Here is a 22,631-nt window from a genome sequence, read left to right as displayed (position 1 = left end):
TCAGTTTTGAGGGTTCAATACTCTCAATCATTATTCGTTCTTTGAAAACTAGATAACAATGTAAGGCGAAAAGAAAAGCTGAGGCGACTGCTCAGCGACGTACAAACTGGAACACGCCGCAATGAGATAAAGGAAACACGACGAGGTAACGAGTCGATGTTGACTTATCGTAGTGGAGGCGGGTGAAGTTTGCTAGTCGCTAGAAGCCGAAGCTAGACAAATAAACCGAGTAAAAATGTTTACGGAAATGATGATCGCTCATCATGGAAGTAACAAAATCTTTTTAATCAAAAAGATGGATTTAAAGCTAACGAAGTCATTCGAAGCTTATTCATCAGAAGAGACGAATTAGAAGCAAGGAGTTCGAGGAGACGAGCTTTCGAACAGCGGAATGTACGTTTAAAGGGTACATGAGCAGTGGAGAAAGGGAAGTCGACGAAGAAATCCGCCGCTTATCATTCGTCGAAGGTTAAGTTAGAAAGGGCGCACGGTGGATGCCTTGGCACTAGGAGCCGATGAAGGACGGGACTAACACCGATATGCTTCGGGGAGCTGTAAGTAAGCTTTGATCCGGAGATTTCCGAATGGGGAAACCCCCTCTTCGTAATGGAAGAGGATCCTTATCTGAATTCATAGGGTAAGGAAGGCACACCCAGGGAACTGAAACATCTAAGTACCTGGAGGAAGAGAAAGAAATTTCGATTCCCTGAGTAGCGGCGAGCGAAACGGGAAGAGCCCAAACCAAGAGGCTTGCCTCTTGGGGTTGTAGGACACTCAATACGGAGTGATAAAAGAACGGAGTAGATGAAGCGATCTGGAAAGGTCCGTCAGAGAAGGTAACAACCCTGTAATTGAAACTCTCGTTCTCTCCTGAGTGGATCCTGAGTACGGCGGAACACGTGAAATTCCGTCGGAAGCTGGGAGGACCATCTCCCAAGGCTAAATACTCCCTAGTGACCGATAGTGAACCAGTACCGTGAGGGAAAGGTGAAAAGTACCCCGGAAGGGGAGTGAAAGAGTACCTGAAACCGTGTGCTTACAAGTAGTCAGAGCACAATTATGTGTGATGGCGTGCCTTTTGTAGAATGAACCGGCGAGTTACGATCCTATGCAAGGTTAAAGTGGAAACTGGAGCCGTAGCGAAAGCGAGTCTGAATAGGGCGAATAAGTATAGGGTCGTAGACCCGAAACCAGGTGATCTACCCATGTCCAGGGTGAAGGTAAGGTAACACTTACTGGAGGCCCGGACCCACGCACGTTGAAAAGTGCGGGGATGAGGTGTGGGTAGCGGAGAAATTCCAATCGAACTTGGAGATAGCTGGTTCTCTCCGAAATAGCTTTAGGGCTAGCCTCAAGATAAGAGTATTGGAGGTAGAGCACTGTTTGGACTAGGGGCTCTCATCGGGTTACCGAATTCAGATAAACTCCGAATGCCAAATACTTATGCTTGGGAGTCAGACTACGAGTGCTAAGATCCGTGGTCAAAAGGGAAACAGCCCAGACCGCCAGTTAAGGTCCCAAAGTATACGTTAAGTGGAAAAGGATGTGGAGTTGCATAGACAACCAGGATGTTGGCTTAGAAGCAGCCACCATTTAAAGAGTGCGTAATAGCTCACTGGTCGAGTGACTCTGCGCCGAAAATGTACCGGGGCTAAACGTATCACCGAAACTGCGGATAGACTCTGTTAGAGTCTATGGTAGGAGAGCGTTCTAAATGCGTAGAAGCTAGACCGAGAGGACTGGTGGAGCGTTTAGAAGTGAGAATGCCGGTATGAGTAGCGAAAGATGGGTGAGAATCCCATCCACCGAATGCCTAAGGTTTCCTGAGGAAGGCTCGTCCGCTCAGGGTTAGTCGGGACCTAAGCTGAGGCCGAAAGGCGTAGGCGATGGACAACAGGTTGATATTCCTGTACCACCTATGGATTCGTTTGAGTGATGGAGTGACGCAGGAGGATAGGGTAAGCGCGGCGCTGGTCGTCCGCGTCCAAGCAATAAGAGGGGTCGTGAGGCAAATCCTTATGACCATAACCTCAAGTTGTGATTGGCGAGGGAAATTTAAGTACCGAAGTTCCTGATTTCACACTGCCAAGAAAAGCTTCTAGCGAGAATCCGGGTGCCCGTACCGCAAACCGACACAGGTAGGCGAGGAGAGAATCCTAAGGTGAGCGAGAGAACTCTCGTTAAGGAACTCGGCAAAATGACCCCGTAACTTCGGGAGAAGGGGTGCTCTTGTGGGTGTAAGCCCGCGAGAGCCGCAGTGAATAGGCCCAGGCGACTGTTTAGCAAAAACACAGGTCTCTGCAAAGCCGAAAAGGCGAAGTATAGGGGCTGACGCCTGCCCGGTGCTGGAAGGTTAAGAGGAGAGGTTAGCTTGAAGCGAAGCTTCGAATTGAAGCCCCAGTAAACGGCGGCCGTAACTATAACGGTCCTAAGGTAGCGAAATTCCTTGTCGGGTAAGTTCCGACCCGCACGAAAGGCGTAACGATCTGGGCACTGTCTCAACGAGAGACTCGGTGAAATTATAGTACCTGTGAAGATGCAGGTTACCCGCGACAGGACGGAAAGACCCCGTGGAGCTTTACTGTAGCCTGATATTGAATTTTGGTATAGCTTGTACAGGATAGGTAGGAGCCGGAGAAGTGGGAGCGCCAGCTTCCATGGAGGCGACCTTGGGATACTACCCTGGCTGTATTGAAATTCTAACCCGCAAGCCTTAGCGGCTTGGGAGACAGTGTCAGGTGGGCAGTTTGACTGGGGCGGTCGCCTCCTAAAAGGTAACGGAGGCGCCCAAAGGTTCCCTCAGAATGGTTGGAAATCATTCGCAGAGTGTAAAGGCACAAGGGAGCTTGACTGCGAGACCTACAAGTCGAGCAGGGACGAAAGTCGGGCTTAGTGATCCGGTGGTTCCGCATGGAAGGGCCATCGCTCAACGGATAAAAGCTACCCCGGGGATAACAGGCTTATCTCCCCCAAGAGTCCACATCGACGGGGAGGTTTGGCACCTCGATGTCGGCTCATCGCATCCTGGGGCTGTAGTCGGTCCCAAGGGTTGGGCTGTTCGCCCATTAAAGCGGTACGCGAGCTGGGTTCAGAACGTCGTGAGACAGTTCGGTCCCTATCCGTCGTGGGCGCAGGAAATTTGAGAGGAGCTGTCCTTAGTACGAGAGGACCGGGATGGACGCACCGCTGGTGTACCAGTTGTCTTGCCAAAGGCATCGCTGGGTAGCTATGTGCGGAAGGGATAAGTGCTGAAAGCATCTAAGCATGAAGCCCCCCTCGAGATGAAATTTCCCATTCCTTTATGGAAGTAAGAACCCTTGAAGATGACAAGGTTGATAGGTCCGAGGTGGAAGCACGGTGACGTGTGGAGCTGACGGATACTAATCGTTCGAGGACTTAACCTATTAGAAATGCTGAGGCGACTCAAGTAAAATCACAGATTTTACTTTGCGAGGTAATGCTGACGAAGCATTCCTTATGCTCAGCGACGTACGCACTGGAGCACTCAGAAATGAGAGCAGAGTTACTTCTCTGAATTTGCATCGCACGAAGAAAATGCGAATGCATTTTCGAGGAAAAGGAAACACGGCGAAGTAATGAGCCGATGTTGACTTATCGTAGTGAGTGAGTGTGAAGTGGCGCTAGTCGCTAGGAGCCGAAGCAAGACAGATAAGAACGTTACTCGGAAAATTGCCTTACGTTATCTAGTTTTGAGAGAATGAAAAATTCTCTTGCAAAATGATAAAGAACATATTATAATACATATTGTTGTTTTACTTATGGTCTGGTAATAATGGCGAGAAGGTTACACCCGTTCCCATCCCGAACACGGAAGTTAAGCTTCTCAGCGCCGATGGTAGTGAAGGCTTTGCCTTTGCGAGAGTAGGACGTTGCCAGGCATTGGAGGTTTAGCTCAGCTGGGAGAGCACTTGCCTTACAAGCAAGGGGTCGGCGGTTCGATCCCGTCAACCTCCATTATAATATTATGCCGGCCTAGCTCAATTGGTAGAGCAACTGACTTGTAATCAGTAGGTTGGGGGTTCAAGTCCTCTGGCCGGCACCATATGGACAAGTTTTAGAAATGAGCCATTAGCTCAGTCGGTAGAGCATCTGACTTTTAATCAGAGGGTCGGAGGTTCGAATCCTCCATGGCTCACCATTTGCGGGTGTGGCGGAATTGGCAGACGCACCAGACTTAGGATCTGGCGCCGTAAGGCGTGGGGGTTCGACTCCCTTCACCCGCATGTCTATTAATTTATGCGGAAGTAGTTCAGTGGTAGAACACCACCTTGCCAAGGTGGGGGTCGCGGGTTCGAATCCCGTCTTCCGCTCCAGAATAACGCCGGGGTGGCGGAACTGGCAGACGCACAGGACTTAAAATCCTGCGGTAGGTGACTACCGTACCGGTTCGATTCCGGTCCTCGGCACCATTAAATGCGCCCGTAGCTCAATTGGATAGAGCGTCTGACTACGGATCAGAAGGTTATGGGTTCGACTCCTATCGGGCGCGTTTTTAATACGGGAAGTAGCTCAGCTTGGTAGAGCACATGGTTTGGGACCATGGGGTCGCAGGTTCGAATCCTGTCTTCCCGATAGCAAAAATATGATGGGGCCTTAGCTCAGCTGGGAGAGCGCCTGCTTTGCACGCAGGAGGTCAGCGGTTCGATCCCGCTAGGCTCCACCATTTATTATTTATAATAATTTAATATGGCGGCGTAGCTCAGCTGGCTAGAGCGTACGGTTCATACCCGTGAGGTCGGGGGTTCGATCCCCTCCGCCGCTATTATTTTATGTTTTAAAGTAAATAATAAAATTGACCTTTAGTTTTAGCTGGTTAGTGCAAAGCGTCTTTGACTAAATCTCTTATTATACCCATAAGTTTTTTGGTATGGGTACGAATAAATTTTAGTTATTGAAAATGGAAAATTTTTTAAAACGTATCAATGGACCTTTAGCTCAGCTGGTTAGAGCAGACGGCTCATAACCGTCCGGTCGTAGGTTCGAGTCCTACAAGGTCCACCATATTTGTTTGGAGGAATACCCAAGTCTGGCTGAAGGGATCGGTCTTGAAAACCGACAGGCGGGTTACACCGCGCGGGGGTTCGAATCCCTCTTCCTCCGCCATATATTAATAATTTTATTATCGCGGGGTGGAGCAGTCTGGTAGCTCGTCGGGCTCATAACCCGAAGGTCGTAGGTTCAAATCCTACCCCCGCAATATTGGTCCGGTAGTTCAGCTGGTTAGAATGCCTGCCTGTCACGCAGGAGGTCGCGGGTTCGAGTCCCGTCCGGACCGCCATACCATAACATTAACTATTATGGCTCGGTAGCTCAGTCGGTAGAGCAAAGGACTGAAAATCCTTGTGTCGGCGGTTCGATTCCGTCCCGAGCCACCACTTTGAGCCAACTATTATGGCGGCTATGGCGAAGTGGTTAACGCATCGGATTGTGGCTCCGACATTCGTGGGTTCGATTCCCACTAGTCGCCCTATCTTATATTTGTAGCTTTTCGGAATGGGTTGGTAGAGGAGGAGACATGACGGAAAGCTGTCCAGTCTCAACAATAAAATTAAATAATGCGGGTGTAGTTTAGTGGTAAAACCACAGCCTTCCAAGCTGTTGTCGTGGGTTCGATTCCCATCACCCGCTCCATATTTATGGGCCTGTAGCTCAGCTGGTTAGAGCGCACGCCTGATAAGCGTGAGGTCGATGGTTCAAGTCCATTCAGGCCCATTTTACAAGTATTATAATTATTCCGCAGTAGCTCAGTGGTAGAGCAATCGGCTGTTAACCGATCGGTCGTAGGTTCGAATCCTACCTGCGGAGCCATGGAGAAGTACTCAAGTGGCTGAAGAGGACGGTTTGCTAAACCGTTAGATCGGGTTACCGGTGCGCGGGTTCGAATCCCGCCTTCTCCATTCTAATTTTGTAGGCCCCTTGGTCAAGCGGTTAAGACACCGCCCTTTCACGGCGGTAACACGGGTTCGAATCCCGTAGGGGTCATAAAGTAAAAACCACACATATAAGTTATGTGTGGTTTTTACTTTATTGGAAAGCCCTGAACACTTGTGACTTCAGTTAACTATACTAAAAACCGGCGTACACCATGTTTAATGGGTCCGCCTTTTTGATAAAAATTCAACTATTAATACTAGTTGCCTGCGGGAACAGCACACATATTCGACAAAAGCATAGGCGGCAGCGAAAAAGCTTTTGTAACGAAAGCGATAGCGACAGTCACACGAGCCAAACTAAGCAGGCGTGAGGAAGCGAGCATTGAGGCGGCTCAAGTCCTGCCCTAAGGTGCGCATCCGCTACCGAAACTAAAAATCAACCGAATCTATTCTTTTAGCAATAAAAATTTAGAAGTTGTACTTTTAGGTTTCCAAGGACACTGAATAATCTTCCTCGAATTTGAATGGCACGAAGGAAAAACAAACAAGGTGAGGCAAGACTACTTGAGTGATTTTATGAGTAATCTTCCATACTGTAAACTACTATGAAGCGATGCGACGTGCTGAACATCTTATTACACAACAACCTCTGTATCAGCATCCTTATCTATCCTATTTTTATCTGGGAAAACGAGACTGAACACGATTCCGAAAAATGCTGCAATGAAAAATGTTGTAAAACGGGAAGTAATGATGCTTTCTAGAGGCGTACTAATCCATAAAACAGTTGAAACAAATCCTGAAATAATTGTTGCAATTACTCCAATACTTGAATAACGTTTCCAAAAAAATGTCATAAGAATGGCAGGAGACAACGTACAACCAATCCCTGCCCAAGCCCAGCTGACGACTAGGTACACTAAAGAATCCGAGACAAGAGCAATTACCATACCGACTAAAGCGATAATAATAATGGAAATACGAGATAAAAGAATTAGTTGCTTTTCTGTTAATCGAAGTTTTAAAGTTTTGTGGACAATATCTTCAGTGATGGAACTTGTGATAACCATAATTTGTGAGTTTGCAGTTGAGTTTATAGCAGCTAAAACCCCGGCAAGAATTATTCCTGCTATCCAAGGTGGCATTAACTCCAAAACCATTGTTGGCATCATGGTTTCAACATCTGAAAATGACCCTTGATTATAAAGAGCAATTCCTGCGATCCCGATGGAAAAAGCACCAACATACGCTAAAATTGTCCATACGGTTGCTACAATCGTTCCTTGATTGGCTTCTTTTTCATTTTTTAATGCCATAAAACGGGCACTTAATTGTGGCTGTCCACCTAAAAAGCCGAAAAACCAAGAGAAATTATTAAAAAAGAGAACACCTATGGCAAATCCGGATAAACCTCCAAACCAAGCATCAAAGGAATCACCTGCTCTTAGTAGTGAATCAGTAACAGAGATGTCATTTGCTACAATATGGGTAAATGCAACAATCGGTAGCCCAACCAACGTAACAATCATCATTAGGCTTTGAATCATATCTGTCCAGACCACTGAAATAAAGCCGCCGGAAAAAGATGTAAATATAATAACAGCACAAGATAATACAACACCAACAATAATTGGCAAATTGAAAGTTGTAAAAAGAATCTTACCTGCCCCAGCCATTTGAGCGCCAATATAAAAAATCATTAAGCCAACGATTAACAAACTTGCTAACCAGCGAATGACATTTGCTTTTTGTCCAAAGCGAACCGCCAAATAATCACTAAGAGTTAAGACATCGTATTTTTCAGTTTCTTTCATAAAACGCTTTGCTAAAAAAACCCATGAAAAAATAATTCCGATCGAAATTCCAATTGCTACCCATATACCGGATAAACCGGTCATAAAGACGAAACCTGTATAACCCAGGAGTAACCAAGCAGATTCACCGGTTGCTCTTTCTGAAAACGCCAAGACCCAACCTGGTATTTTTTTCCCTCCTAATAAAAAATCTGATTTCGTTTGTATGCTCTTGCTAAAATAGATACCAATTGTACAAATACCTATACAATACAAAATAAATATAATCAAAATCGTGTTCATAAACTTCCTCCTTAAGGGGTAATTTTTTATAAAAGCGCTTTCATAACCTAATAATATTATTAAACAAACGAATTTTTTCCTAATTAAATCACTTCCTTTCATTAAAAATTATTTCATTATAGTAAATTAAAAAAATTCTAACTTGATTAATAAATTTATAATTAATTTTTGGATAAAAGTCTATAGTTGCATTGCACAAAAAAAAGGAAGGAAAATTATATTTGTAATGGAAGGAAATTTAACACATCAGAAAAATCAAAGAAATCTAATTGTGCAGATTAACTAACTGGCAGGAAATTAAAGCCTAAGGATGCTTTAAATAATATTTTGGAGAAATAGGATAAACTAAACACCGACAAATGTGGAATTCGAAAGTTTTCAGTAAAAACACAATACAAAAAATACAGGATTCATCTAAAAGATAAATCCTGTACTTATTCAATGGGACTAAGTCAATAGCACCTTATTTAATTGAGTTGCAGCATGTACTGCATTCTCATCGTGTAAAATATCTCCCGGTTTGTTTCCTTCACCAATTATGTAACCGGAAAAAGTAATACCCATAAATTCAAAAATATAATTAAACTGTTGAATAAGTGGGAGACCTTTTATAGATGGAGAATCGCCTCCAACGGCAATAACGTATGCCTTCTTGTCAGCCATTATCTCTTTAAACTGGGGATAATCCGCATCTCTGAATGTTTGTGACCACCGATCAATAAATAGCTTCATCGTTGCAGACATACTGTACCAATATATTGGGGTAGAAAAAATAATAATTTCATGTGGCAGAATTTGATCAATGACCGTATGATAATCATCATTTACTTCTTGAAAGTCGGTTTTACTATGGCGTCCGTCTTTAATGGGTTGAATATTGTAATTTCTTAAATAGATTCGTTCGACAGGTAAATGATTCACAGCAATTTCCGTTAATATTTCTGAATTCCCTTGGTTTCTTGTTCCTCCGTATAGAACAGCAATGGACATGTTGTAACCTCCTATTTTTAGCTAATGAAAGTATAAATTTTTCGAATTCTACTTTCCTAACGCATAAGAGCACAAGGAAAGCTTCGTGGGAATACATCGCAACCGAAAAAATTTTATATTTTTTCGGTGAACAAGGAAAGCTTCGTGGGAATACATCGCAACCGAAAAAATTTTATATTTTTTCGGTGAACAAGGAAAGCTTCGTGGGAATACATCGCAACCGAAAAAATTTTATATTTTTTCGGTGAACAAGGAAAGCTTCGCGGGAATACAGCGCAGCCGAAAAAATTTTATATTTTTTCGGTGACTAGAGAAGCTTCGGTAGCATTATCTCGCAAGCGAAAATGTTTTTTCGCTGACTACGGCTTAGCTTTCGCCTAAATGCTCGCATTCACCGAGTTATCTTTAAATAAACATCCTTTTGATTTAACTTAACTACTTTTTTGCTTTGATTTCACAGTTCTTATAGCTAAATATAGTATAACACTATCTCCAAATGATTTTGTATCTAAGGATGTTAGTGCTTCTATCTTTTGCAATCGATAGATGAGCGTGTTTCGATGAATAAACAATTTCTTGGCAGCTTTACTAATATTCATATTGGAATGACAGTATTCGATAAATGTTCTGGCGAGTTCAGGAAAGGAAGTATTCTCCATTAATGGTTTCAGTCGGATCGAGACATCATCTTGAAATTGATCATGTAAATAATGCGGTAACATTGATAATAAGCTTTCCCAATTATAATAACTATAGATTCCAGATTTTATCTTGGAGATCTTGCCAAAACTTAAGATTTTTTCCGCTTCCCGGTAAGAGTGATTGACTTCACCCAAACGACTACGCCAGTTACCTGCTGAAATCCGAATATCAGATATACTCATCGTTTCAAACGTATTAATTAATTTTTTTGCTTGAATTTCAAATTGTTTTAACTCATGAAGAAAATCTTTTTCGTTTGAAAGGGGTTTTAATAAAACAATTTTCTCTGTATATAAAAACGCACATAACGCATCAGTGTCACATTCAAAAGCTTTACATGTATGTTCGAGCAACTGTCTTTTTATATTTTCCCTTCTCATTCTCTCCTCAATGAGTCCGGTATTCCCTATGTCGATCAAGATACAAAAGCGTTTTTTATAATCCTGAATTTGAAACGTATGACAGAATTCTTTAATCTTTACGGGGTCGGGGGTTTCTTCAAACAGAATATATTGAACAAAAGTTTCATAAGTTTGCATTCGTAAATTTTCTGATTGTTTATAAATTGTTTCCTGCCACATCAACTCAACAGATTTCTTAATTAATTGAGCATAAGGCTTAACTTCATTTGGTGGACCAATGATTCCTAAAACACCGATTGTTTTATTGTCAAAAGTTAGTGGTACAGCAATCCCGGGTAAAACATTTTCCATATTTTTTATTTTATTTTCATCAAAAACGACATAAGTATTTTTCTTCAAAACTTCTTTTGAAGGGGGGTGCACAGTACCAATTCGTTCCGGGATTGTCGAACCAATGATGACTCCATCTTTATCACTTAAACTAATTGGAAATGGTAAAATTTGCGATATCGATGAAATAACTTTTTGTGCAAACTGTACTAAATCTTCCATCGAGTATTCCCCCTATAAAGATGTTTTTTATTTATATTAACATTAATTAAAACATTATGTAAATATAAATAAGAGTAAAAATTTTGTGCATATTAACCATAGAATTATTATCTGTTTTTCGCTTAAATGTAGAAAAAGAAGATTAAGAGGGGGAACTATTTTGGGAAAATCGGACATAGTAATTATTGGTGGAGGGGTCATGGGGTCAAGCATTGCATATAATTTACTGAATGACGGATACACAGGGAAAATTACAATCTTTGAGAAGGATCCGACTTATCAATATGCATCCACACCGCGCAGTGCCGGTGGAATAAGACAGTTGTATACAACAGCGATTAACGTACAAATTAGCAGATACAGTTTAAAAAAATATTTAACCTTTGCGGAAGACATGGCAATTGGTAATGAAAAAGCGGAAATTGATTTGAAACAGCGAGGATATCTTCTATTAGGGAATAAGGAAAATATAAATGATTTAAAAATACAACACAAAATTCAGAGTGAAAATGGCGCTCCTTCTGAACTTTTATCAAAAGAAGAACTGCTTTCGATTATTCCGGAATTAAATATTGATGATTTGGAAGGAGGACTATTTTGTCGTGAAGATGGCTATTTAGACCCTTATTCGGTATTACAAGGATATGCACGTAAAACAAGACAACTGGGTGGTCAGTATGTGTACGAAGAAGTGGACACAATTCTTACGGAAGGCAATAAGATTTCAGGGGTCCGACTGAAAAACGGGGTTGTCTACAAATCGCCCATTGTTATTAATGCGGCAGGTGCCTGGGCGTCGACTTTAAGTGAAAAAATCGGACTTCCCATTCCGGTCATTCCATTAAAAAGACAGATTACACAATTTGATATTGCAGTTCCATTAAAAAAGAAACTCCCGTTAACAATTGATGTAACAGGTGTTTATTTTCGCCACGAGGGAGAGCAATTGATTGTTGGTTATGCCGAAGAGGTGGAACCGGGAATAGACTTTACTTGGTCACGTTCACTTTTTTTAGAACAGCTATGGCCAATTTTAAGTCATAGGGTATCCAATTTTGAACAGGCAAAAATTATTCGTGGTTGGGCAGGGCTTTATGACCACAATACAAAAGATCAAAACGCCATTATTGGGGAACATCCTGAGTTAACCGGATATTATTTAGTTTGTGGATTCAGCGGTCATGGTATGCAACAAGCACCGGCAATCGGTAAAGGAATGTCAGAATTAATTAGGGAAGGCAGGTATAGGACGGTTGATTTATCCCCCTTGTCCTATGAGCGATTTGAGCGAAATGAACTGATTGTAGAAGAAGGAATTTATTAAACATTTGAAGGGAGTGAGGAAAATACTATTTTTAAACCAATCCGATATGAAAAAAATTATTACAATGAAAGATGCCATTGATTCCATTGATGAAGCATACAAATTATATGAGAAGAAAGAATTTTTGATGCCACAGCGGATGCAAGTCTCAAACAATTTGAATACTCTTCTTTTAATGCCCTGTTTTATTAATCAAGCGATTGGTACAAAAATTGTTACCGTATTTCCTCAAAACACACCATTACCGACACTTCATAGTTTAGTTATTTTAAATAATCCAAGAACAGGGGAAATACAAGCAATTATGGATGGATCTTTTTTAACGGGATTTCGAACAGGTGCCATTGGCGGTTCAGCCATCCGCCATTTAGCCGCGGAGACAGCAACTAAATTAGCTATTATCGGAACAGGGGTTCAAGGACTGTACCAAGCAATAGCCGCTTGTACGGAAAGACGAATGACGGATATTTATTTGTTTAACAGAACCCGTGATAAGATTCCGCAGTTTAAAAAGGAATTACAAAAATGGATTGGTACAGATATTCGTATTCATACAGTATTACATGCAGAAGATGCAGTAAAAGAAGCGGATATCATTATCACAGCAACAAACTCTTATGAACCCGTTCTTCCTGATAAACAGGAATTATATAAAAATAAAATTGTGATAGGGATTGGGTCCTTTCAAAAAGAAATGCAAGAATTCCCCGATGCATTGTATAAAACGGCTGAACACCTTTTTGTTGATAGTGAGGATGCAATAAAAGAAACCGGTGATATTATCATTCCACTTCAAAAGAAATTGATTCACAGAGACTCGATTATCCATATGTCAAATTATATCGTAAACAAAGAAAAAATAATTCTTAATCGCGAAAAAAGTATTGTTTTTAAATCAACAGGAATGGCGCTGTTTGATATCGTAGTCGCTAATTTTATATATAAAAAAGCGGTAAAAAAGAATATAGGGATCCGTTTAAGTTTCTCTTAATCAAATAAATATTTTTCGTCTCTAGACTTTTCATCAAACAAAAGCAGATTCACCACATTTTGGGGTATGTTAAATCATTGGTAAAGAAAGGAGGGCATCCATGAATAACAGAAATTTCGTCTCCAAAAAGGTTCAATCCATACCGCCTTATGTTTTTTCAGATTTTCAAAGAAAGAAAAAAGAACTACAGGCACTTGGTGTAGATGTAATTGATTTAGGAATAGGGGCACCGGATTTACCAACGCCTGATTTTATTTATGATGTTTTGGTGGAAGAGGCGAGGAAATCAGTCAACCATCGTTATTCTCCTTATAACGGAAGTATCGAATTTCGTGAAGCCGTAGCTGAATTTTATGACCGGCATTATGGTGTGAAATTGGACCCTGAGACGGAAATTTTAACATTAATCGGTTCAAAAGAAGGAATTGTCCACCTGATTCAAAGCGTTATTAACCCAGGGGAAAAGGTGATTATTCCCAACCCGGGTTATCCTGTTTATCGCATGGGTGTATACTTAGCAGGCGGTGAATGTATTTCTTTGTATCTAAATAAGGAAAACGGTTACATCCCGGATTATACGTCCTTAACAGAACAAGACAAAAAAGATGCGAAATTAATGTTTCTTAATTACCCGAGTAACCCGACTGCAGCAACAGTAGATTTACCGGTATTTCAAGAAGCAGTTCAATTTGCAAAGGAGAATCAAATTTTACTTGCGCATGATGCAGCTTATGACCTTGTTACATTCGGTGAATATAAGTCACCAAGTATACTTCAAGTTCCGAATGCAAAAGAATATGCGGTTGAATTTGGTTCACTATCTAAAAGTTTCAATATGACCGGCTGGCGAATTGGCTATGTTGTTGGTAACCAAGAGGTGATTAAGGCTCTTGCAACATTAAAAAGCAACATGGACACCAGTCAGTTTATACCTATTCAAAAAGCAGCAGCTGCAGCACTTCGAAGTGATTTAACCATCGTCAGGAAAAACAATTTAATTTTTGAAAAGAGAATGGAAAAACTTCATCAGGCATTAAATGGGATTGGATTATTAACTGATAAACCAAAAGGCTCCATTTTTCTTTGGGTAAAAGTTCCGGACGGTTACACTTCATCATCTTTTGTTAATCGACTACTTGAAGAAACAGGAATAATCGTCACACCCGGATCTGCTTTTGGTAATGGGGGTGAAGGATATATAAGGATCTCATTATCCGTAAAAGAAGAAAAACTGAATGAGGTCATTCGGCGTTTTAAAACACTAGTTTTCTAGAAACCAAGATAAGAGTTGAACCAATCGGGTACATGTGGGAAGTTCGTCCCCCACCTATCTCTTTGGAAACTCGAAAATCCTGAGGTTGGGTTCTTGACTCGCCGTTAAGGTGGGGTAAAAAAGTTGCTTTGATTTTTTTAAAAAAAGATTAATTGGGAGGAATGCAATTATGAAACAAATGGATACAAAAACATTGGCCAACTATATTAACGGAGAATGGATGGAGGCAGAACATACCGCACCGGTTATAAATCCTGCAACCGGAGAAGAAATTGCTAAAGTTCCGCTTTCCAGTGAACAACATGTGGAAAAAGCAGTTCAAGCAGCAAAGAAGGCACAAAAGGAATGGGCGCTTGTCCCGGCTCCTCAACGTGCAGAAGTTCTTTACCGGACCGGTACCTTATTAAGGGAGCAAAAAGAAAGATTAGCCCGATTATTAACTATGGAAAATGGAAAAGTCTTGGAAGAAGCAAGAGGAGAAGTGCAAGAAGCAATAGACATGGCATTTTATATGGCCGGTGAAGGGAGAAGACTATTTGGCCAGACGACACCGTCGGAATTAAAAGATAAGTTTGCGATGAGTGTGCGGGTTCCCGTTGGTGTAATAGGCATTATAACACCATGGAATTTTCCGATTGCCATTGCTTCTTGGAAATCTTTTCCGGCAATCGTCGCCGGAAATGCAGTGGTTTGGAAACCGGCAACAGAAACACCAATGATGGCCTATGAGCTGACAAAAATTCTAGAAGAAGCCGGTTTACCAAAAGGAGTGATGAATTTAGTATTCGGTTCGGGTTCAACTGTTGGGGATGCAATGGTACACCACCCGAATATTCAAGTCATTTCTTTTACCGGTTCCAATGAAATCGGTCGCAACATTGCTGCTGAATGTGGAAGACAGCTCAAAAAAGTTTCTTTGGAAATGGGTGGAAAAAATGCGGTCATTGTCATGGATGATGCGGATCTCGAATTGGCAGCGGATGGAATCATTTGGAGTGCTTACGGGACGAGTGGGCAACGCTGTACCGCATGCAGCCGAGTCATTGTTCATGAGAAAGTAAAGGTTGAATTGGAAGCGAGATTGCTTGCAAAAATTAAACATTTAACGGTCGGTAACGGGCTAAATGAGGAGGTAAAAGTCGGTCCAATTATTAATAAACGAGGAATTGAAAAAATTAAACGGTATATTGAGATTGGTGTAGAAGAAGGAGCAAGATTGCTGACCGGTGGATATGAACTAATAGAAGGGGATTTGAAAAAAGGAAACTATTTTGCCCCGACTATATTTACAGATGTTAAAGGAACGATGCGAATTGCTCAAGAAGAAATCTTCGGTCCGGTTGTATCGCTAATACCCGTTAAAAGTTTTCAAGAGGCTATTGAGGTCAATAATTGTGTGGAATTTGGCTTGTCCAGTTCAATCTTTACTCAAGATGTAAACAAAGTATTCAGGGCCCAGCGTGATCTAGATACGGGTATTGTTTATGTGAATGCGGGAACAACAGGTGCGGAAATTCATCTCCCGTTCGGAGGGACAAAAGGAACAGGGAATGGACATCGCGACTCAGGTATTCAAGCACTTGATGTCTTTACCGAATGGAGAGCTGTCTATGTGGATTATAGTGGGAAATTACAACGGGCCCAGATTGATGTAGAGTAAGGAAAATCATGGAAATATAGGATAAAAAAAGCCCTTGATAAAGGGGATAATCCAACAGACTGTCAGGTGAAAAATACTTAAACCTTAGTCAAGGGCAATTTCTTTAATTGGGGTTCCCGGTTACCTTTGATGTCTGCCATTCGTTTAAAAGATAACCTCAGAAGTTACTTATATTTTTTCAATAAATAAATATTTTGGAAAAACAATTAAAAAGGAGGACAAACAACGAGTTAATCTTTTGTTTGGAGGAGATATTTTGAAAAAGTTCATCCAAAGCTCTGATATCTTAAAATTAATAAAGGATGGAGATACATTACTTGTTGGTGGTTTTGGCTTGTCCGGTACACCCCTGACCTTGATTGATGAAATAGCTTCGTCATCCTTAAAAAACTTAACAGTTGTCAGTAATAATCTGGGAGAGCCGGGAAAAGGTCTTGGAAAACTTCTTCTCTCCGGTTGTTTGAAAAAAGCGGTTGGATCGTATTTTACAACAAACAGGGATGCAATAAAAGCATGGAAAGAAGGTCACCTCGAAATTGAGTTAATTCCACAGGGGACACTTGCGGAAGCGATTAGATGTGGTGGTGCCGGAATAGGCGGATTTTATACAAAAACGGCACTCGGAACCAAAATAGGTGAAGGTAAGGAAGTAAAAGAGATTGATGGTGAAAAATATATTTTGGAAAAAGCAATCAAAGGAGATGTTTCTTTAATAAAGGCAATGAAAGCGGACACCCTTGGTAACTTGGTCTACGAATATACGGCGAGGAATTTTAATCCTGTTATGGCAACAGCAAGTAAAATTGTTATTGCTGAAGTTGATGAAATTGTTGAGGCAGGAACTTTGTCACCTTATGAAATTGTCACGCCACATGTTTATGTAGACTATGTGGTGGCCAGTCACTATGTGAAGGTAGGAGGTGTGTACGTTGAGTCAATCAGCCCGGATTAAGATTGCCAAAAGAATCGCGCAAGAATTATCCGATGGGGAGATAGTTAATCTGGGGGTCGGTATCCCCACATTGATTCCGGATTATTTAGGAGATAAAAAGGTTTATTTACAATCAGAAAATGGTCTTCTAGGGATGGGTCCGACTCCGGAACCGCAGCAAGTAAATATGGATTTAATCAGCGCAAGTAAGAAACCGATTACAATGGAAATAGGTGCTTCTTTATTCGATAGTTCCGACTCCTTTGTGATGATTCGCGGGGGGCATATTGATGTTGCAGTGCTGGGAATCCTTCAAGTGGATGAATTTGGTGAAATCGCCAACTGGTCCGTACCGGGAAAAGACGTCCTTGGTGTCGGCGGAGCAATGGATCTCGTTGCCGGAGCGAAAAAAATTATTCTTGCCTCAACACATCAGGCTAAAGACGGTAGCCCGAAATTAGTAAAAAAGCTTACATATCCTACGAGCGGTGGAAAAAAAGCTAATATGCTTGTAACAGAGCATGCGGTATTTACGTTCTCAAATAAAGGAGTGGAGCTTGTAGAGATATTAAGCGATATCAGTTTAGAAGAATTACAAAAAATCACAGGCGCAAATTTTACAATTAGCCAAGAATTAATAAGAAATTAGAACCTAATTTTACCGGCATGCACAGTTATAAAGGGTTTTTTTGATAGTGAAAATTGTTTGGGAATCAGCCCTTAACAGCTCATTCCATACATATTCGGGGAGGTTTACCAATGGAACGTGTTACGGTTGTAGGGGCAGGTGTCATGGGAAAGGGAATTGCCTATGCATTTGCCATCTCAAACTTTCAAGTGGTTTTAAATGATATTCGTTTAGAAGCACTTCAAAAGGCAGAAGCGGATATTAATCAATTGCTTAACGATAGTTTCCAAAAAGGTTTTTTGTCCGAGGTCCAATATGCCCGGGCTAAGGAGAACCTACAGTACGATATGGAATTAGCCTCAGCGGTAAAGGATGCTGATTTAGTTGTAGAAGCTGTTATAGAAAGAATGGATATAAAGGCGGATGTATTTCAAAAACTTGATAAATTATGTAAGTCAGATGCTGTTTTAGCAACGAATACTTCAACAATGAGTCCAACAGAAATAGGCGCCCAAACGTCAAGACCGGATAAAGTGGTTGCCATGCATTTCTTTAACCCTGTCCATAAAATGAAACTGATTGAAATTGTTCGCGGTTTAGAAACATCAGATGAAACCGTTCAATTCGCAAAAGAAGTCGCAACAAAATTAAAAAAAGAATATGTTGAGGTCAATGAATTTCCCGGATTTGTCACTTCTCGAATGAATTGCCTTGTTGGAAATGAAGCAATGAATATGCTGATGGAAGGTGTAGCCAGTGCCAAGGATATCGACAAAGCCATCAAGCTTGGCTTAAATCATCCGATGGGTCCGCTTGAATTAGCCGATCTTGTGGGATTAGACACACGCCTTCGAAATATGGAGTATTTATATCAAACATTAGGGGAAAAATATCGTCCTTCTCCTATTCTTGTAAAATATGTAAAAGCGGGAAGACTAGGAAGAAAGAGTGGGAGAGGTTTTTATGAATACAACTGAACCATCAAACCATTATGAGTGCATTGAAATTAAAATTGAAAAAGGAATATTCCGGCTTATCATAAATCGTCCTGAAGTTCGTAACGCACTGGATAATAACATGCTCGCTGAAATCGATACGGCTCTTGATGAGGCAAAACAAAATGATGAAGTAAAAGCTTTAATAATAGAAGGTGCAGGTGGAAAATCATTTGCCGCCGGTGCAGATATAAAGCAATTGCATGCCAGGAAACCTTTAGAAGCTCTTATCCCCGGAATGCAAGGATTATATTCGAAAATAGAAAATTTCCCAAAAGTTACAATTGCTGTTGTTAATGGCTATGCACTGGGCGGGGGATGCGAATTAGCAATGGCTTGTGATATCCGGATTGCATCGAATAAGGCGAAATTTGGTTTACCGGAACTGAACTTGGGGATTATCCCGGGCGCCGGCGGTACACAACGGCTGGCCCGTTTAGTCGGGAAAAGTCGTGCCCTCGACATGATTTTAACTGGGAGAATAATAGACGGTGAGGAGGCGGAACGAATAGGTTTAGCAAACTATTATGTACATGAGGAAGAACTCCATTCAAAAGTGGCTGAAATTGCCGAAAAAGTGATAAAAAAAGGACCAATTGCCGTTCAACTTGCCAAATATGCCGTTCATAAAGGATTTGACATTGATACCGATACAGCACTGTGGCTAGAAAAATTATCACAAGCTGTTGCATTGGGAACGGAAGATAAACAGGAAGGAACATTAGCATTTATAGAAAAGCGGGAAGCAAACTTTAAAAATAGATAAATATTTTTTTACGGGAGGAGAAAACACATGGATTTCCAATTACCTGAAGAAATTGAATTTTTAAGAGAGAATATTCGTAAATTTGTTAAAGAAATAGTAGATCCGAGAGCGATGGAAATTGAAGAAAATGATGAAATTCCTGCAGATATCGTTAATCAATCAAAAGAAATGGGGCTTTTTGGCCTTAGTATTCCTGAAGAGTACGGCGGTTTAGGCCTTGATATGGTTGGAAAATGTGCAATTTATGAAGAATTGGGAAAAACACATAATGGATACACAACATTAATTGGTGCCCATACGGGAATTGGTACTGTCGGGATTGTTGAGCTCGGGACAGAGGAACAAAAGCAGAAATATTTACCGAAGATGGCATCGGGGGAATGGATCGGTGCATTTGCATTAACTGAACCGGAAGCAGGCTCAAATGCTGCCAACCTGAAAACGACAGCAGTAAAACAAGGAGATAAATATATTATCAACGGTTCAAAACATTATATTACCAATGCAGTTGAGGCGCATGTTTTTACGGTTATGGCTGTCACTGATCCGGCTAAAGGGGCAAAAGGAATTACCTCTTTTATTGTTGAAAAAGATTTTCCTGGATTTGTATTAGGCAATGTGGAAAGAAAAATGGGCTTAAGAGGCTCTCATTCAGCAGAGTTATTTTTTGAAAATATGGAAGTTCCGGTCGAAAATGTTCTTGGAGAAGAAGGGCAAGGGTATGTGAATGCATTAAAAATATTGGCAAACGGTCGTGCCGGTCTTGCTGCAAGAAACCTCGGTTCCTGTGAAAAACTATTGGAATATTGCCTTTCTTATGCAAATGAGCGAAAACAGTTTGGAAAACCAATTATTGAAATTCAGGCCGTTCAACATATGTTAGCGGAAATCAGTATGATGATTGAAGTGTTAAGGTCGATGACGTACCGGGTGGCTTGGATGACTGACCAAAAACAACGGGTGGTAAAAGAAGCGGCCATTGCAAAACTGTATGGATCGGAAGTCTATAATAAAGTGGCGGATTTGGCCGTACAAATTCATGGCGGAATCGGCTATATGAAAGATTATCCAATTGAAAGATATTACAGAGATGCCCGCATCACAAAAATATATGAAGGTACCTCAGAAATTCAGCGCAACATCATTGCCAATGAATTATTAAGAGAGTTTAGAAGACGGGGGTAAAGGAAATGGTAGATTCGTATATCATTGGTTCTGTTCGTACTGCAATTGGAAAACTTGGGGGTACATTGAAAGATGTAACCGTCGATTTACTTGCTGAGAAGGTTATTCGAGAGGTTTTATATCGATATGGAAAAGAGGTGGAAGTGGACGAGGTCATCTTAGGTCAAGCAAAACAAAGTGCCGACACATCGAACTTAGCTCGGTTAGCTGCATTACGTGCGGAGTTGCCTGTCACCGTGACCGGGTATACTGTTCACCGTCAATGCGGTTCAGGACTGCAAGCCATTAATAATGCACATATGCAAATCATGCTCGGTTTATCTCATGTGATTATTGCCGGTGGAGCGGAAAGTATGAGTACTGCACCTTATTATTTGCGTCATGCCAGATTTGGGTACCGTGCCGGAAACGGTGAATTACTTGATCCAAATACAGAAAGTCAGCCTTGTTCACAACCAAGGGAGAAATATGGAAACTTAACAATGGGACTTACTGCAGAAAACTTAGCGGAAAAATATCGTATTTCCCGTGACGAGCAAGATGAATTTGCCCATCGCAGCCAAATTTTAGCCGACCGGGCAATTAAAGAGGGACGATTTAAAGATGAAATTGTACCTTTTGAAATAAAGAATAGAAAAAATACAATATTGTTTGAAGTTGATGAACACCCCAGATTAACATCAACAGAAAAATTAAGACAGCTTCCCGCAGTGTTTAAACAAGACGGTTCGGTAACGGCAGGAAACTCAAGCGGAAGAAATGATGGTGCGGCTGCAATTTTAATGATGAGTGGAGAAAAAGTGAAGCAATATGGACTGAAACCTAAGGCAAAAATCATTGCACAAGCCGTAAGTGGGGTATCCCCGGAAATCATGGGAATCGGACCTGTTGAATCGACAAGGAAAGCCTTAAAACAATGTGGGTTAACTTTGGCAGATATCGGTTTAATCGAATTAAATGAGGCATTCGCAGCCCAAGCTTTAGCCGTCATCAAAGAACTGGATTTGAACGTGGATAAAGTCAATGTTAACGGTGGAGCGATTGCACTCGGACACCCGATAGGTGCTACAGGTGCGATTTTAATGACAAAATTGCTGTATGAAATGGAGAGAAGAGGAGAAAAGTACGGTCTAGTCACACTTTGCATTGGTGGAGGGCAAGGAATTACAACTGTTGTAGAATCATTATATTAATATAATAAGATTGCCGGAAATTCCATTGTTTATAAGCTCCAATAAATTTACGGGAGGTTTTCTATGTGTGAAATCCATATTCTCCAAATTCTGCCCATGTATCATGTTCATGGTGAAGAAATTTTAAAAAGGAGTGCCAAAGTAACGAAATTTGTTACATTTAATGAACAGGAAATTATTCGGTTTTTACATGACAATGAGGATGTTGATGGAATCATCTTGCGCGCGCCTGCAAAAATTACCCGAGCAATCATTGATGCGTGTAAAAATGTTAAGGCAATCTCAGGGGCAGGTGTTGGTTTAGATAATATTGATGTGGACTATGCGACGAAAAAAGGTATTCCTGTACTACATGCACCTAAATTAAATAGTCAGGCAACTGCTGAACATACGGTATGTTTAATTTTGGCAACAATGAAAAATCTCATTCAATTTCATCAAGAAACTAAAAAAGGGAATTTCAATTTCCGTGATGGTCAATTTACTTATGAAGTGAAGGGAAAAACACTTGGATTAGTTGGTTTCGGTACCATTGCCCAAAAAGTTGCGAAAATTATGCGTGTTGGTTTTGATATGGAAGTGATTGCCTATGTCCGTGAAATGAACCAAAAAAAGATGGAAATAGCAAAATCTTTGGATTTGAAACTAACAACATCAATTCATGAAGTATTTAAAGAAAGCGATATTGTTAGCTTGCATATTCCATTAACCAACGATACGAGGAACATGATAAACAAGGAATTTTTCCATATGATGAAGCCAACTGCTGTACTTATTAATACAGCAAGAGGCGGAATCATAAATGAAATCGATTTATATGAAGCACTAAAAGAGAAAAAAATCTTTCGAGCGGGAATTGATGTATTTTCTGAAGAGCCCCCGAATAAAAATCACCCATTTTTTGAATTGGATGAAGTAATTATGACTCCTCATATGGGGGGAATAAGTGTTGAAGCTGCAAGGAAGACTTCAGAAATTATTGCGGAAAATTTAATAAAAACGATAAAAGGGGAAAAACCGTCTACAATGGTTAATTATAACCAATTGTTTGGATAATCCGGTTCGAAATTAATGATACTTAAGTTTTCC

General features: G+C 40.9%; 14 protein-coding genes, 21 tRNA genes and 2 rRNA genes. 34 read left to right on the top strand and 3 right to left on the bottom strand.

Features of this window, described 5'->3' with window-relative positions; genetic code table 11:
- Nucleotides 1–467 precede the first annotated feature (467 nt).
- The 23 genes from NSQ14_RS14195 (at nucleotide 468) to NSQ14_RS14085 (ending at nucleotide 6,003) form a co-directional block, all read left to right on the top strand.
- Nucleotides 468–3,404, top strand: a 23S ribosomal RNA gene (locus NSQ14_RS14195).
- A gap of 379 nt (nucleotides 3,405–3,783) precedes the next feature.
- Nucleotides 3,784–3,899 (top strand): 5S ribosomal RNA (gene rrf, locus NSQ14_RS14190).
- Nucleotides 3,900–3,902: 3 nt separating this feature from the next.
- Nucleotides 3,903–3,975 (top strand) — tRNA-Val (locus tag NSQ14_RS14185).
- 12 nt (nucleotides 3,976–3,987) lie between these two features.
- Nucleotides 3,988–4,063, top strand: a tRNA-Thr gene (locus NSQ14_RS14180).
- A 20-nt stretch (nucleotides 4,064–4,083) separates the two neighbouring features.
- Nucleotides 4,084–4,159 (top strand) — tRNA-Lys (locus NSQ14_RS14175).
- 3 nt (nucleotides 4,160–4,162) lie between these two features.
- Nucleotides 4,163–4,244 (top strand) — tRNA-Leu (locus tag NSQ14_RS14170).
- A gap of 15 nt (nucleotides 4,245–4,259) precedes the next feature.
- A tRNA-Gly gene (locus NSQ14_RS14165) sits at nucleotides 4,260–4,334 on the top strand.
- A 7-nt stretch (nucleotides 4,335–4,341) separates the two neighbouring features.
- Nucleotides 4,342–4,430 (top strand) — tRNA-Leu (locus tag NSQ14_RS14160).
- 6 nt (nucleotides 4,431–4,436) lie between these two features.
- A tRNA-Arg gene (locus NSQ14_RS14155) sits at nucleotides 4,437–4,510 on the top strand.
- A 9-nt stretch (nucleotides 4,511–4,519) separates the two neighbouring features.
- Nucleotides 4,520–4,593: transfer RNA gene (locus NSQ14_RS14150), tRNA-Pro, on the top strand.
- 15 nt (nucleotides 4,594–4,608) lie between these two features.
- Nucleotides 4,609–4,684, top strand: a tRNA-Ala gene (locus NSQ14_RS14145).
- Nucleotides 4,685–4,709: 25 nt separating this feature from the next.
- Nucleotides 4,710–4,783, top strand: a tRNA-Met gene (locus NSQ14_RS14140).
- A 162-nt stretch (nucleotides 4,784–4,945) separates the two neighbouring features.
- Nucleotides 4,946–5,022, top strand: a tRNA-Ile gene (locus NSQ14_RS14135).
- Between the two features lie 9 nt (nucleotides 5,023–5,031).
- Nucleotides 5,032–5,124, top strand: a tRNA-Ser gene (locus NSQ14_RS14130).
- A 20-nt stretch (nucleotides 5,125–5,144) separates the two neighbouring features.
- Nucleotides 5,145–5,218: transfer RNA gene (locus tag NSQ14_RS14125), tRNA-Met, on the top strand.
- Nucleotides 5,219–5,222: 4 nt separating this feature from the next.
- Nucleotides 5,223–5,299 (top strand) — tRNA-Asp (locus NSQ14_RS14120).
- Between the two features lie 21 nt (nucleotides 5,300–5,320).
- Nucleotides 5,321–5,396, top strand: a tRNA-Phe gene (locus NSQ14_RS14115).
- 19 nt (nucleotides 5,397–5,415) lie between these two features.
- Nucleotides 5,416–5,488, top strand: a tRNA-His gene (locus NSQ14_RS14110).
- A gap of 90 nt (nucleotides 5,489–5,578) precedes the next feature.
- Nucleotides 5,579–5,652: transfer RNA gene (locus NSQ14_RS14105), tRNA-Gly, on the top strand.
- A gap of 7 nt (nucleotides 5,653–5,659) precedes the next feature.
- Nucleotides 5,660–5,733, top strand: a tRNA-Ile gene (locus NSQ14_RS14100).
- Nucleotides 5,734–5,754: 21 nt separating this feature from the next.
- Nucleotides 5,755–5,829: transfer RNA gene (locus NSQ14_RS14095), tRNA-Asn, on the top strand.
- Between the two features lies 1 nt (nucleotide 5,830).
- Nucleotides 5,831–5,918: transfer RNA gene (locus NSQ14_RS14090), tRNA-Ser, on the top strand.
- Between the two features lie 13 nt (nucleotides 5,919–5,931).
- Nucleotides 5,932–6,003 (top strand) — tRNA-Glu (locus tag NSQ14_RS14085).
- A gap of 526 nt (nucleotides 6,004–6,529) precedes the next feature.
- Here NSQ14_RS14085 and NSQ14_RS14080 read toward each other — a convergent pair.
- The 3 genes from NSQ14_RS14080 to NSQ14_RS14070 all read right to left on the bottom strand — a co-directional run bounded on the left by NSQ14_RS14080 (nucleotide 6,530) and on the right by NSQ14_RS14070 (nucleotide 10,596).
- Nucleotides 6,530–7,990 (bottom strand): sodium/proline symporter, encoded by a 1,461-nt coding sequence (locus tag NSQ14_RS14080; RefSeq protein WP_041844771.1) that lies wholly within the window; start codon nucleotides 7,988–7,990, stop codon nucleotides 6,530–6,532.
- A 447-nt stretch (nucleotides 7,991–8,437) separates the two neighbouring features.
- Nucleotides 8,438–8,980 carry a flavodoxin family protein gene (locus NSQ14_RS14075; protein WP_346216503.1) on the bottom strand — a complete coding sequence of 181 codons (543 nt, stop codon included), beginning with the start codon at nucleotides 8,978–8,980 and terminating at the stop codon, nucleotides 8,438–8,440.
- 431 nt (nucleotides 8,981–9,411) lie between these two features.
- Entirely contained in the window at nucleotides 9,412–10,596 is a 1,185-nt protein-coding gene (locus tag NSQ14_RS14070) for a CdaR family transcriptional regulator (protein ID WP_095142317.1), read from the bottom strand.
- A 157-nt stretch (nucleotides 10,597–10,753) separates the two neighbouring features.
- Here NSQ14_RS14070 and NSQ14_RS14065 point away from each other — a divergent pair, with 157 nt between their 5' ends.
- The 11 genes from NSQ14_RS14065 to NSQ14_RS14015 all read left to right on the top strand — a co-directional run bounded on the left by NSQ14_RS14065 (nucleotide 10,754) and on the right by NSQ14_RS14015 (nucleotide 22,598).
- Nucleotides 10,754–11,920, top strand: a complete 1,167-nt coding sequence (locus NSQ14_RS14065; RefSeq protein WP_251242371.1) for an NAD(P)/FAD-dependent oxidoreductase — start codon at nucleotides 10,754–10,756, stop codon at nucleotides 11,918–11,920.
- A 13-nt stretch (nucleotides 11,921–11,933) separates the two neighbouring features.
- Complete coding sequence (locus NSQ14_RS14060) at nucleotides 11,934–12,911, top strand: ornithine cyclodeaminase family protein (RefSeq protein WP_152617962.1); 978 nt, start codon at nucleotides 11,934–11,936, stop codon at nucleotides 12,909–12,911.
- Nucleotides 12,912–13,011: 100 nt separating this feature from the next.
- A complete protein-coding gene (locus tag NSQ14_RS14055; protein ID WP_269919343.1) occupies nucleotides 13,012–14,184 on the top strand; it encodes an aminotransferase class I/II-fold pyridoxal phosphate-dependent enzyme in 1,173 nt (390 codons plus the stop codon).
- Between the two features lie 169 nt (nucleotides 14,185–14,353).
- A complete protein-coding gene (locus NSQ14_RS14050; RefSeq protein WP_034771922.1) occupies nucleotides 14,354–15,844 on the top strand; it encodes an aldehyde dehydrogenase family protein in 1,491 nt (496 codons plus the stop codon).
- A gap of 256 nt (nucleotides 15,845–16,100) precedes the next feature.
- Nucleotides 16,101–16,796 (top strand): CoA transferase subunit A, encoded by a 696-nt coding sequence (locus NSQ14_RS14045; RefSeq protein ID WP_034771921.1) that lies wholly within the window; start codon nucleotides 16,101–16,103, stop codon nucleotides 16,794–16,796.
- On the top strand, nucleotides 16,774–17,424 hold the full coding sequence (locus NSQ14_RS14040) for a 3-oxoacid CoA-transferase subunit B (RefSeq protein WP_034771919.1): 651 nt from the start codon (nucleotides 16,774–16,776) through the stop codon (nucleotides 17,422–17,424). The genes NSQ14_RS14045 and NSQ14_RS14040 overlap by 23 nt, the downstream gene beginning before the upstream one ends.
- A 110-nt stretch (nucleotides 17,425–17,534) precedes the next feature.
- Nucleotides 17,535–18,380 (top strand): 3-hydroxyacyl-CoA dehydrogenase, encoded by an 846-nt coding sequence (locus tag NSQ14_RS14035; protein ID WP_034771917.1) that lies wholly within the window; start codon nucleotides 17,535–17,537, stop codon nucleotides 18,378–18,380.
- Nucleotides 18,367–19,164 (top strand): enoyl-CoA hydratase/isomerase family protein, encoded by a 798-nt coding sequence (locus NSQ14_RS14030; protein WP_041844765.1) that lies wholly within the window; start codon nucleotides 18,367–18,369, stop codon nucleotides 19,162–19,164. Before NSQ14_RS14035 ends, NSQ14_RS14030 begins: the two co-directional genes overlap by 14 nt.
- Nucleotides 19,165–19,191: 27 nt before the next feature.
- A complete protein-coding gene (locus NSQ14_RS14025; protein ID WP_041844764.1) occupies nucleotides 19,192–20,349 on the top strand; it encodes an acyl-CoA dehydrogenase family protein in 1,158 nt (385 codons plus the stop codon).
- A gap of 5 nt (nucleotides 20,350–20,354) precedes the next feature.
- Nucleotides 20,355–21,542 (top strand): thiolase family protein, encoded by a 1,188-nt coding sequence (locus NSQ14_RS14020; RefSeq protein WP_034771912.1) that lies wholly within the window; start codon nucleotides 20,355–20,357, stop codon nucleotides 21,540–21,542.
- 63 nt (nucleotides 21,543–21,605) lie between these two features.
- Entirely contained in the window at nucleotides 21,606–22,598 is a 993-nt protein-coding gene (locus tag NSQ14_RS14015) for a hydroxyacid dehydrogenase (protein WP_034771910.1), read from the top strand.
- The last annotated feature ends 33 nt before the right edge of the window (nucleotides 22,599–22,631 follow it).

The sequence above is a fragment of the Caldifermentibacillus hisashii genome (assembly GCF_039654145.1).
GTDB lineage: Bacteria > Bacillota > Bacilli > Bacillales > Caldibacillaceae > Caldifermentibacillus > Caldifermentibacillus hisashii.
Note: the sequence above shows the minus strand (reverse complement) of the source record. Positions and strands in the feature narration are given on the sequence as shown.

Excerpts from the sequence above, each read along its gene's own strand:
- NSQ14_RS14050 (WP_034771922.1), top strand. The coding sequence starts at position 14,354 with ATGAAACAAATGGATACAAAAACATTGGCCAACTATATTAACGGAGAA.
- NSQ14_RS14075 (WP_346216503.1), bottom strand. The coding sequence starts at position 8,980 with ATGTCCATTGCTGTTCTATACGGAGGAACAAGAAACCAAGGGAATTCA.
- NSQ14_RS14070 (WP_095142317.1), bottom strand. The coding sequence starts at position 10,596 with ATGGAAGATTTAGTACAGTTTGCACAAAAAGTTATTTCATCGATATCG.
- NSQ14_RS14025 (WP_041844764.1), top strand. The coding sequence starts at position 19,192 with ATGGATTTCCAATTACCTGAAGAAATTGAATTTTTAAGAGAGAATATT.
- NSQ14_RS14020 (WP_034771912.1), top strand. The coding sequence starts at position 20,355 with ATGGTAGATTCGTATATCATTGGTTCTGTTCGTACTGCAATTGGAAAA.
- NSQ14_RS14015 (WP_034771910.1), top strand. The coding sequence starts at position 21,606 with ATGTGTGAAATCCATATTCTCCAAATTCTGCCCATGTATCATGTTCAT.
- NSQ14_RS14035 (WP_034771917.1), top strand. The coding sequence starts at position 17,535 with ATGGAACGTGTTACGGTTGTAGGGGCAGGTGTCATGGGAAAGGGAATT.
- NSQ14_RS14030 (WP_041844765.1), top strand. The coding sequence starts at position 18,367 with ATGAATACAACTGAACCATCAAACCATTATGAGTGCATTGAAATTAAA.
- NSQ14_RS14080 (WP_041844771.1), bottom strand. The coding sequence starts at position 7,990 with ATGAACACGATTTTGATTATATTTATTTTGTATTGTATAGGTATTTGT.
- NSQ14_RS14055 (WP_269919343.1), top strand. The coding sequence starts at position 13,012 with ATGAATAACAGAAATTTCGTCTCCAAAAAGGTTCAATCCATACCGCCT.